Source organism: Rhodocaloribacter sp., from assembly GCF_056451265.1.
Genome location: NZ_JBWOPL010000005.1, coordinates 41508 through 51828, shown reverse-complemented (window position 1 = coordinate 51828; position 10321 = coordinate 41508). Strand labels below are relative to the sequence as shown.

Here is a 10321-nt window from a genome sequence, read left to right as displayed (position 1 = left end):
GCCTCCGGGCGGGCTTTTTCGCTCGTGGAGAGCGGGGGCGTCAGGCGATCACGCGATAGTTGCGCATCATCCCGGCGTCTTCGTGGTGCAGGTTGTGGCAGTGATAGAGGAAGAGCCCCGTGTGATCCTCGAAGCGCATGATCACCCGCGTGCGCGTGCCGGGGAACATCGCGACGGTGTCGTGCCAGCCGTCATCGATGAAGCCGTCTTTCACGGTCTCCCAGTCTCGGAGCGTCGCCTCGTCCACGTCTCCGACGAGCGCGCGTTCGAGGATCTGAAACTGAAGGCCGTGGATGTGGGCCGTGTGGAAGCCGGGCGAGGTGAGTTCCCAGATCTCCGTCGTGTTCAGGCGGACGACCTCGTCCGGAGCCGTCGCCGTCATCTCGAACTCCCGACCGTTGATGCCGAAAACTAAGCCGTTCTCGGTCTCATCCACCGCGAAGCGGAAGGGTTTCGGCGCTTCGCGGTTGACGGCTTCCGTCGCCGGGATGCGGGGGATCGTGCACAGGCGCCCGGGCAGCGGCAGGTCCACGCGCTCCTCGCGGTCGACGCCGAGCTTGAACAGGGGGAATCCTTTCCACTCCGGGAGTTCTTCACCGCCTTCCGTGCGCTCGACCAGCTCCAGAAACTCTTCGACGTTGGCCACCCACAACCGGTTCGAGAACGTGGTGGCGGGACCGGTGAGAAACGGCAGGCTGAGCATCTCGAGTTCGGTCCCCACGGGGTCATGGCTGAAGTCGGCCCACACGTCGATGCGTTCGGCGGGGCCGAGCATGACGTAGTCCTTCTCGAGGGGGCGCTCGAGCAGGCCCCCGCCGACGCCGATGACCGTCAGCGGCCGTCCGTCGTGCCACCCGAGCTTGAAGAAACGGTCGTTCGAGAGGTTCATCAGCCGGAGGCGGTACGGGCGGCTCGAGACGGAGAAACGCTTCTCGAACGCGCCGTTGCAGAGCATGCAGTCTCCCATCCCGAATTCTCCGAGGACGAACTGGTTCTCTTCGTCGAAGGCGCGGTCTTGAAGGACAATGGGCAGGTCGTACGGTCCCCGGGGAAGCGGGAGCGCCTCTTCCTCGTCGTCGGTGATGAGGAGGAGCCCGCACAAGCCGTGGTTGACCTCCTCGCCGGTGCGACCGTGCGGATGGGTGTGGTACCAGTATGAGCCCGCGCGGTTGTCCACGGTGAAGTCATACACGTACGTCGCGCCCGGCTCGATGGCCAGCCGGGGATGCCCGTCGGCGGCCTCGGGAATGTGCAGGCCGTGCCAGTGGATGATGGTCGGTTTATCGAGGTGATTGTGGAAGTGGATCCGCACCCGTCGGCCCCGGCGGAAGCGCAGCGTGGGGCCGAAAAAGCAGCTTCCGAGGGTGGAGAGGTGAGCCGGGTCGCCCCGGAGCACTTCTCCCCGGAAGGTCATGGTGCGGGTGGGCGTGCCCGGCAGGAAGGATTGACGGCTCGCGAAGGCGTAGAGGGCCAGTTCGACGTCCGGTACGCCGACGGCTCGCGAGGGGGAAGGGACGGCGGATCGGACCGGCGTGGAGAGCGAGAGGCCGGGCAGTCCGCCGAGGAGCACGGCCGATCCGGCGCCGGCGCGGCGGAGGAAGTTTCGACGTTTCATGACGGTGCGGTCTGGTGGAAAAGAGGAGCGTCCGCACAGAAAGTCCATCACACACTCACTCTATAACACGTCGCCAGACCGCCGAACGGGTCATTTTCACGGCCAGGGCGCCGCCGTCAGTCCGTTCCCACCGTGGCGATGCATTCGATCTCGACGCGCGCGCCGAGCGCCAGCCCGCTCCCGGCCACCGCGCTTCGCGCAGGCGGATGCTCGGGGAAAAACGTCCGGTATACCTCGTTCATCGCGCCCCACTCGTCGATGTCGGCCAGGAAGATGGTGCATTTCACGACCCGGTCCAGGCTCGACCCGAAGCGTTCGAGCGTGCCCTTGATGTTTTCGAGCGTCTGCCGGGTCTCGGGGCCGATGCCGCCGGGCACGACGGCCATCACGCCAGGCTCGTTGCCGACCTGCCCTGAGAGGAAGAGCAGATCGCCCACTCGGACGGCTTCGGAGAACGGCAGGTCGAGCGATTGCATCTCCGGAGAACTGAGGTAGGCGACTTCCGGCGGTGCGTCGGGTGCGGGCGTCTCGGGAGGCGCGCACGCGGCGAGGAGGGGCAGAAGCAGAAGGGGGAGCAGTTTCGTCATGGCACGTTCCTCGAAAAAGGGGAAGGGGACCTGTGCCCGGAAGGGGCGGGTCAAAGTACGCGGAGCGGAGCATCAGAGGCAAGAGGCGTCGTCTCGCGCGTTCCGAGGTCAATCGCCGGAGCGCGCGCCGGGCGGCGGTATCGGGCAGGCAAAAGTAGGCGGCGGTATCGGACAGGCAAAAGAACGAGAGAGGGAGCTTCCTGAACGCCAAAAGGTGCAGGGACCCTCATTCCCCGCGCGTGTACCAGGTTCCTCCAATGTCGTACAGATCCTTGCCGGCTCCCCAGATGACGTGGTTCATGCCCGCGCCGTCGACCTCCATTTCCAGGTAATCGCCATAGACGAAGTCGTAGCCGTCGGCGTCTTTATAGGGCGCTCCACCTTCCAGGTCGGAGAGGCGCACGGCCGGGGTCCACGTTGCCCCGGAGTCGGTGGTGCTGCGATACCAGGTGTTCCATCGCCCGGTCCGGTTGTCTTGCCAGACGAGCCGGAAGTCGCCGGGGGAAGGGCCGGCGCGAACGACGGGAAAGGCGTTGTCGATGGGGCCGTCCTCCGAAACCTTCCGGCGCGGGCTCCAGGTGCGCCCGCCGTCGGTCGAAGTGCGGATGTACATGGGTTGCGGGGCGCCCGGTGCGTCGCCCGCGTTGTAGGCCACCATCAGCAATCCGGCGTCATCCACGTCTACGGAAGGGGAAGGTCCGAGGAACCCCGTATAGCATCCGGGAACGTCGGGACAATCGGGCGCCTGCTTCGACCGATCCACGGTGAGGGTCTGCCACGTCGATCCCCGGTCCGTGGATCGGATCAGGCGGACGCCGGCGTCGCCGAGGAAGTTGAGGCTGTAGTCTCCGGCGACGAAATAGACGGTCCCGTCGGGGGCGAGGGCGCCGCCGGTGTGATACCAGCCGCGGTTGTTGTTGCTCGTCTGCACGGGCGCTTCGAAGGTCACTCCGCCGTCGTGGGAAACGGCGACGTAGCTTTCGTAAGCGTTGAACGCGACGTAGACATCCCGTCCGTCGGGCGCGACGACCAGGAGCGGCTTGTCGCCCCAGGCCGGCAGGGCCACCCGGCTCAGCACGGGAACCGGCTTCGTCCAGGTCGCGCCGTGATCGGTGGATTTGATCAGCCGAAGCATCCAGTCGTCGTCGAGCCAGACGATGAAGACGGTTCCGTCATCGGCCACTTCGATCTGGGGGTCGTTCTGGTCTTTCCGGCTCTTCAGAAACTGGTCCGGACCCCAGGTGGCGCCTCCGTCGGACGAATGCCGGAAGATGACATAGGGCGCCTGGCATTGTTCACAGGGACGAGGACCGTTGAAACGGGTGGTCAATTGATAGACGTCCGAAGTGTATGGGTCGGCGGCGAGCGCCGGTTCCCAGTCGATGAAGGGGCTCCAAACGCGTTCCTGATCGAAACCGCTTGCCTTTCGTGAGGGGGAAGGGCTGAGTGCGATCTCGAGGCCGTTCACCGGGGGCATCGTCGTGCGGAGGTCCGTCGACGGGCTTTCCGTCTCCGGCGTCGTCCGAGTTTCGGGTGAGAGGACCTCGCACCCGATGGCGATCACAATCAGGAGCATCACGGCTAAGCCCCGGGGGCCTGTTCGAAAAAATCGATGCATGTCGTTCACCATTATTCGGAGTGCCGGGAGCCGGGCGCGGGCGCAGAACCTTCGCGGCATCGCTCCGCTTTCCTGTCCACATGAAAATACATTCGGGCAATTAACGCAAATGTCGCGCGGAATTGTGGTTCCGCGACGGCCCGGCGTTTGCGCGCCAACGTCAGATCCGGATGCATGCTCCGCCGGCGAAAGAACGCGAGCCACAAAAAAACCCCGGCGCCGAGATCGACGCCGGGGCGGGGGATTCGAGGAGCCGAACCGTCAGATGTTCATCGGGATGCCGTAGGCGACGCGTGTGGCTTCCATGATCGCCTCCGAGAGCGTCGGGTGGGGGTGCATCGCCTCCATGATCTCGTAGCCGGTCGTTTCGAGGACGCGGGCCGTCACCACCTCGGCAATGAGTTCGGTGGCTTCGTATCCGATGATGTGACAGCCGAGGAATTCGCCGTATTTCGCGTCGAAGATCACCTTCACGAAGCCCTCGGTGTGTCCGAGCGCCGAGGCTTTCCCGGACGCCGTGAAGGGGAATTTGCCGACCTTGATCTCATAGCCCGCCGCTTTCGCCTTCTCTTCGGTGTATCCGACGGAGGCGATCTGCGGCTGGCAGTACGTGCAGCCGGGGATGTTGTTTTTGTCGAGCGGATGCACGTCGAGGCCGGCGATTTTCTCGACGCAGAGGATGCCTTCGTGGCTGGCTTTGTGCGCGAGCCACGGCGGGCCGGCCACGTCGCCGATGGCATAGATACCCGGCACGTTCGTCCGGCCGAACGCATCGATCACGATGGCGCCGCGCTCGGTCTTCACGCCGAGCGTTTCGAGGCCGATGTTCTCGACGTTGCCCACGACGCCGACGGCCGAGAGCACCTGGTCGCACGCGATCGACACTTCGCCCTTTTTCGTCTTCACCCGCACCGTGACGTCCTTGCCCTTCGTGTCGACGCCGAGCACTTCGGCGCTCGTCATCACCTTGATGCCCTGTTTCTTGAAGCTCCGGGCGAGTTCCTTCGAGATGTCGGCGTCCTCGATGGGGACGATGCGGTCCATCACTTCGATGACGGTTACCTCTGCGCCCATGTGCCGGTAGAAGTACGCGAACTCGACGCCGATGGCTCCGGCGCCGACGACCACGAGGCGTTTCGGCGGGGTCGTCTGGAGCATGGCCTCGCGGTACGTGACGACCTTTTCGCCGTCGACCGGCAGCGGGGGGATCTGGCGGGCGCGCGCGCCCGTGGCGATGATGACGTGCTTCCCTTCGACGGTCGTGGGCTTGCCGATCTCTACGCCGTCCATGTTCACCGATGGTTCCACGGAGAGGACGCCCTTGCCCGTGAGCCGGCCATAGCCTTCGATGACGTCGATCTTGTTCTTCTTCATCAGGTAATGAACGCCCTTGTTCATCTTGTCGGCCACGCCGCGGCTGCGTTCGATGACCTTCGGGAAGTCGGGCGTCACGCCGTCGGCCTGGAGACCGTACTGATTGAAATGGGAGGCGTACTCCATCAGTTCGGCGCTTTTGAGGAGGGCCTTCGTCGGGATGCAGCCGATGTTCAGGCACACGCCGCCGAGCTTGTCTTTCTCGATGATCGCAGTCTTGAAGCCGAGCTGGCTGGCGCGGATGGCGGTTTCGTAGCCGCCGGGCCCCGAGCCGAGGACGATAACGTCATATTGGGTAGTTGCCATGAGAATCTATCGCTGAGTTCCGGGTGGATACGATGGGCGGGGATCACGCCAAAATACGGGGCCGCCTCACGCCTCGCCAAACCGCCCCGGACGGAGCCGGGTAAGCTTGTGTGAAAAAGGGGCACGGGTCGGCGCAAACGGTCACGGCGCGGGCCGGTCGTCCCGCGCGAAGTGGGCCTCGATGTCGGCGATCTTGTCGACGCGCCGGGCATGGCGGCCGCCCTCGAAGTCGGTGTCGAGAAACGTCCGGACGATGCGTTTGCAGACCTCGATGCCGAGCGTGCGACTGCCGAGGGTGAGGACGTTGGCGTTGTTGTGGGCGCGGGCGTTCCACGCCGTGAAAGAGTTGTACGCACCGGCGGCGCGGATGCCCGGCACCTTGTTGCACACCATCGCCGAGCCGAGACCGGCGCCGTCGATCATGACGCCGAAGTCGGCCTTCCCGAGCGCGACGGCCCGGGCGACGGCATAGGCGAAGTCGGGGTAGTCGCAGCTCTGCTCATCGTCGGCGCCGAGGTCGAGGACGCCCCATCCGAGGTCGCGGACGAAGGCGGTGAGGGTCTTTTTGTAGCCGAAGCCGCCGTGGTCGCTTCCGAAGGCGACGACGTGGGTGGGGGCGTGGTCGCAGCCGCAGCCGGGGGCGGGTTCGGCCTCCGCCTCGGGCGCGGCGGTCACGAAGGTGAGGCCGCGCGCGCGGGCGGTGTCGCGGGCGAGGGCGGTGATGAGCGCGCGGGGCGGGACGGCGAGCGTCCGGCGTCCGGCGGCGAGCGCTTCGAGCACCTTCGCTTCGGTGATGAGAGTCTTCCGTGCCATGCCTGCAAACTACGCGCGAAGCAGCGTCGATTCAAGCGGAACGGGGACGCATCGGGGGAAGAAACGCGGAGAGGCGGCGTCAGTGCGCAAGGAGCCACGGGACCGGATCGATGGGCTTCCCGTCTTTGAAGAGGCCGAAGAACAGCCCCTCGCCCTTCGGCTCGGCGTCGGTGCCGGCGCGCCCGATGATCTGTCCGGCGCGCACCCGCTCGCCCTCGCCCACGTTGATGATGGCGAAGTTGCCGTAGACGCTGTGGTATTCGCCGTGCTCGATGATCATGAACCGCCCGATGTCGGGCATGATGTCGATGCTGCTGACGGTTCCGTCGAAGACGGCGCGGACCTCGGCCATGGGCGTGGTGGCGATGAGGATGCCGGGGTTAGGCGTCGTGGTGCCGTAGACGGGATGCACCTTCTCGCCGAAGGGTTCGATGACGGTCCCGTTCGCGGGCCAGGGGAGCCTGCCCTCGTTCTGTCGGAACGAGCCCGTCAGGCGCACGAACTCGGCGCTCGCGGCGGCATCGGGCGCGCGTTCCCGGCGCGCCATCTCCTCGGCGATGAGGGCTTGAACCTGGGCGGCGAGTTCCGTGGCCAGCGAGCGCTTTTCCGTGAGTGAGGCTTCGAGCGACGAACGCTGCTTCCGGAGGTCGGCGATCAGACGGGCCCGCCGCTCCTTCTGCCGCGCCAGCTTCTGCTGCTCGCTCTCGGCCGCGCGAAGCAAGAGGTTGTTTCGGGCGACCTTCTCCTGAAGAGCCGCGCGCCGGTGCTCCAGCGCATCGGCCGCCGCGTTGATCTCGGTGAGCCGCCGCCGCCGCTGCTCGGTGAACCGGTGGAGATACCGCACCCGGATGAGCATCTGGTTGATCGACTGCGCCGCGAGGATGAGCGCGAGGTCGTGCAGCCTGCCGTATTTGTAGGCGTGCGTGGCCCGGCGACGGTATTCTTCCTTCAAAGCTTCCAGCGACGCTTCGAGATCGGAGAGCGAGGTCTGGAGGGAGTCGCGCTCGTGCCGGAGCTGGTTCAGCCGGAGCTGATAGTTGCGGACGAGCTCTTCGCGAAGGGCGATCTGACGGTCGAGGTTGCGGAGCGTCTCCAGAGAAGCCTGCTCGGCCTCGCTCGTCTTCGCCAGTTTCTCCTCGTCCCGCGCGATCTGCTCCTGAAGCTCTTCGAGCCGACGCTCCGTGGCGGAACGGTCCCGGGCAACCTCCTGCGCCCCCGCCGGTCGTGACGGCGCGAGGGTAAGGATAAACACGACGAAGAAAACGGTCGCAGGTCGCATAGACACGTTCAGTTCAAGGCATACACCGGCACCCGCTCGACGTCCTCGCCGACGTTCAGCTTGAACGTCAGGGCTTTCGGATTGAGGGTCAGTTCACGGTAAAAAATCGAAGCAAAGGTCGCCTCGAGCGGGCGGCGATAGACGATCCGGCGAGGAAGGTAGAGGTTCCGGAACCGGTCGAAGTCTGAATAGACGCGTTCTTCAAGGATCGTGCCCGAAGGGGACCGGGCTTCGTATCGAACGACGCGCCAGAGGATCGGGTCCACCGTATAGGTGAGGCCCCGGCGGGGATCATGGAGGTAATAGAAGGCGCTGTCGGCCTCGACTTGCCAGGAGACGCCCGGCTCGGGCGCGAGGAGGCCGAGGAGGCCGGGAAACAGTTCGCCGGAGATGAGCGGGGCCGGGAGGAAATCTTTCGCCGCATCGATCGGTCCGTAGAGGAGCCGCTTGTTGATCCGATCATAGAGGAAGAAGCTGTCCGGCGTGACGAGCGCGCGCGCCGCCTCGATGCCGAACGTCACGCGGACGCTCATGAAGAGCGAGTCGTCGCGGCGGGCCTGCATGTGCGCGGTGAAGCTGCCGGTGTTCTCCGGCAGGTCCATGGAGATGCTCGCTCTGGCCGTGAACGTGCGGAGCGTGTCGGGGGTGAGCGTGAGCTTTGCGATGATTTCCCCGGCCGTATGGTGCGGGAAGGCGTCGGGGAGTTCGGTCGGCAGTTCGGCGCGGGGTCGCGTGCCCGAGCAACCGGCATAGAGCAGGAGGCTCAGAAGCGCGAGGGGTGGGAGGGCGCGTCGAAGGCGATTCATGAGAGCGGGGATGCGGAGTCTTTTCGCGGGTTCGCGGCGGGTTTGCGCGGGGGGTGGAGACGCGCCCCGCGGGAGCGGGCAGGTCAGTTCCGGAGCCGTTCGAGTTTGCTTCGAAGCGCGGCGCTCTCGGGACGGCGCTCGAAGGCGCGCTGCCAGTACGTGCGGGCGGCGTCGAGACGGCCGAGACGCGCCTGAAGATCGCCGTAGTGTTCGAGGGCGAGCGCCCCTCCGGCGTCGACGGCCCGGCTCAGCCATTTTTCCGCGTTGTCGAGGTCGTCCCGTTGGAGATACACCCATCCGAGGGTGTCCATGAAGGAAGGATTTTCCGGAGCGTTGTCGAGGGCGCGCCGGGCCAGTGCGAGGGCGCGGTCGAGATCCTGCCCGCGTTCGGCGAGGCTGTAGGCCAGGTTGTTCAGGGCGACGGCGTGGTCGGGGGCGACGGCGAGCGCGCGGGCGTAGAGGCTGTCGGCGGCGTGGAAGTTCCGGCGGCGCGTGTAGATCATGCCGAGCCCGGCGAGGAGGTCGGCCCGGAGGCGGGGGTCGTCGTTCGGGGCTTCGTCGAGGCGGTCGAGGGCTTCCTCGAAGCGCGTGAGGGCGTCATCGTTCCGGTAGGCGTCGAGATAGCCGAGGGCGGCGGCGCGGAGGAGGTCGACGCGGCCGGGGAAGAGGATCAGCCCCTCGTCGGCGATCTCGGTGGCTCGGAGCGGTTGACCGGCGAAGAGGGCGGCAGTGGCGGCGCGCGTCCACAGGGCCGGGTCGCGGGGGTTCTGCCGGAGGGCTTCGGACAGACGCGCCTCGGCTTCGGCATAGTCGCCCGTCTCGAAGAGCAGGTTGCCGTACGCGCGAAGCGCTTCGTAGTGCTCCGGCTCCCGCGCGAGGGCGCGGTGGAGGAGGCGGCGCGCGGCGGCGACGGCGGCGGGGTCCGCGGCGGCGCGTTCGAGGAAAGGCTCGGCGCGGGCGAGGATCTGGTCCGCCGTGGCGTTAGCGTCGCGCAGGGAACGGTCGAGGAGGCTGTCGGCGCGGGCTGCGCGCCCCGTCCGACGGTAGAGGTCGGAGAGCGCGAGCAGCGTCTCCACGTCGGTCGGATCGTCTGCGAGGAGCGTCTCGTAGAGCGCGGCGGCGTCGTCCATGCGACCCTCTCGCACGTACAGTTCGCCGAGCATGCGCCGGTAGGCGGGGTCGGGCGCGAGGCGGATCAGGGTGCGGAGCGTCTCTTCGAGGCCCTTCCGGTGGCCGAGGCGGGAATAGAGCTCGAGCATCCGTGCGAGCACGTCGGGGTCGTCGCCGGTGCGGGCGCGGAGGCGTTCGTACACGTCGAGGGCGTCTTCGAGGCGTCCCCGGGCGGCCTGCAGACGGGCGAGCGCGAGCAGCGCCTGCGTGTCGCCGGGGTGAGCGGCAAGCAGCGTCTCGTAGGCGGCGGCGGCGCGCGCCACGTCCCCGGACCGCGCGTACAGTTCGGCCACCTGCCGGTGATAGGCGACGTTCGAGGGGTCGCGCGCGCGCGCCTGCTCGGCATAGAAGATGGCCGTGGACACGTCGTCGCGCGCGGCGTACGAGGCGGCGACGGCGGAGAGGACGGCGGGCCGGTTCGGCGTCAGGCGGAGCGCCTCCTGGTAGAACCGGAGCGCGGCCTCGTGGTCGTCGAGATAGGCGCGCGTCATGCCGCGCACGAAGAGGCGCTCGGCCTGCATCTCCTCCGGCGTCTGGGCCGCGGCATGGTGCGCGGCCGGGATCAGAAGCAGGCCGGCCAGCAGAAAAGCGGCTCGCCACCGCCATACGTCACAGATCCGGACACGCCGCATAGAGAAAAGCCCGAAGGTTGAGGGTGAGACAGAAAACGTGATGCGCCGGGGGAGGTTTCCCCGCGCCCCGGAATGGGAGGGCGATGCTGGGGCGGGACGCGCCCGCGACGCCGGACGAGGA

General features: G+C 66.9%; 8 protein-coding genes and 1 pseudogene. 1 reads left to right on the top strand and 8 read right to left on the bottom strand.

The window, feature by feature from the left end; translation table 11 throughout:
• Positions 1–40 precede the first annotated feature (40 nt).
• Positions 41–1414: a multicopper oxidase family protein gene (locus AC1HIY_RS00505; RefSeq protein WP_479574745.1), complete on the bottom strand. Its 1374-nt coding sequence runs from the start codon at positions 1412–1414 to the stop codon at positions 41–43.
• Here AC1HIY_RS00505 and AC1HIY_RS00500 point away from each other — a divergent pair.
• Positions 1414–1617 (top strand): annotated as a pseudogene (locus tag AC1HIY_RS00500) (hypothetical protein); the annotation flags it as partial. The gene AC1HIY_RS00505 and the pseudogene AC1HIY_RS00500 sit on opposite strands and share 1 nt — an antisense overlap.
• Before the next feature lie 114 nt (positions 1618–1731).
• Here the strand turns inward: AC1HIY_RS00500 and AC1HIY_RS00495 are convergent.
• From AC1HIY_RS00495 to AC1HIY_RS00465, 7 genes are all read right to left on the bottom strand, one after another.
• Positions 1732–2202 carry a RidA family protein gene (locus AC1HIY_RS00495; protein ID WP_479574742.1) on the bottom strand — a complete coding sequence of 157 codons (471 nt, stop codon included), beginning with the start codon at positions 2200–2202 and terminating at the stop codon, positions 1732–1734.
• Positions 2203–2428: 226 nt separating this feature from the next.
• On the bottom strand, positions 2429–3781 hold the full coding sequence (locus AC1HIY_RS00490) for a sialidase family protein (RefSeq protein WP_479574741.1): 1353 nt from the start codon (positions 3779–3781) through the stop codon (positions 2429–2431).
• A 300-nt stretch (positions 3782–4081) separates the two neighbouring features.
• Positions 4082–5500, bottom strand: coding sequence for a dihydrolipoyl dehydrogenase (gene lpdA / locus AC1HIY_RS00485; RefSeq protein ID WP_479574740.1), 1419 nt, complete (start codon positions 5498–5500; stop codon positions 4082–4084).
• Positions 5501–5641: 141 nt separating this feature from the next.
• The gene (gene rpiB / locus AC1HIY_RS00480) at positions 5642–6313 is read right to left on the bottom strand and encodes a ribose 5-phosphate isomerase B (RefSeq protein ID WP_479574739.1); all 672 of its coding nucleotides are present in this window, start codon (positions 6311–6313) and stop codon (positions 5642–5644) included.
• Positions 6314–6392: 79 nt separating this feature from the next.
• On the bottom strand, positions 6393–7592 hold the full coding sequence (locus AC1HIY_RS00475) for a murein hydrolase activator EnvC family protein (protein ID WP_479574738.1): 1200 nt from the start codon (positions 7590–7592) through the stop codon (positions 6393–6395).
• Positions 7593–7600: 8 nt separating this feature from the next.
• Positions 7601–8398, bottom strand: coding sequence for a lipoprotein insertase outer membrane protein LolB1 (lolB1, locus tag AC1HIY_RS00470; protein WP_479574737.1), 798 nt, complete (start codon positions 8396–8398; stop codon positions 7601–7603).
• An 83-nt stretch (positions 8399–8481) separates the two neighbouring features.
• Positions 8482–10200 (bottom strand): tetratricopeptide repeat protein, encoded by a 1719-nt coding sequence (locus AC1HIY_RS00465; RefSeq protein ID WP_479574736.1) that lies wholly within the window; start codon positions 10198–10200, stop codon positions 8482–8484.
• Positions 10201–10321 lie beyond the last annotated feature (121 nt).

Coding starts and splice junctions, on each gene's coding strand:
- lolB1 (WP_479574737.1), bottom strand. CDS start 8,398: ATGAATCGCCTTCGACGCGCCCTCCCACCCCTCGCGCTTCTGAGCCTC.
- AC1HIY_RS00495 (WP_479574742.1), bottom strand. CDS start 2,202: ATGACGAAACTGCTCCCCCTTCTGCTTCTGCCCCTCCTCGCCGCGTGC.
- lpdA (WP_479574740.1), bottom strand. CDS start 5,500: ATGGCAACTACCCAATATGACGTTATCGTCCTCGGCTCGGGGCCCGGC.
- AC1HIY_RS00505 (WP_479574745.1), bottom strand. CDS start 1,414: ATGACCTTCCGGGGAGAAGTGCTCCGGGGCGACCCGGCTCACCTCTCC.
- rpiB (WP_479574739.1), bottom strand. CDS start 6,313: ATGGCACGGAAGACTCTCATCACCGAAGCGAAGGTGCTCGAAGCGCTC.
- AC1HIY_RS00475 (WP_479574738.1), bottom strand. CDS start 7,592: ATGCGACCTGCGACCGTTTTCTTCGTCGTGTTTATCCTTACCCTCGCG.
- AC1HIY_RS00465 (WP_479574736.1), bottom strand. CDS start 10,200: ATGCGGCGTGTCCGGATCTGTGACGTATGGCGGTGGCGAGCCGCTTTT.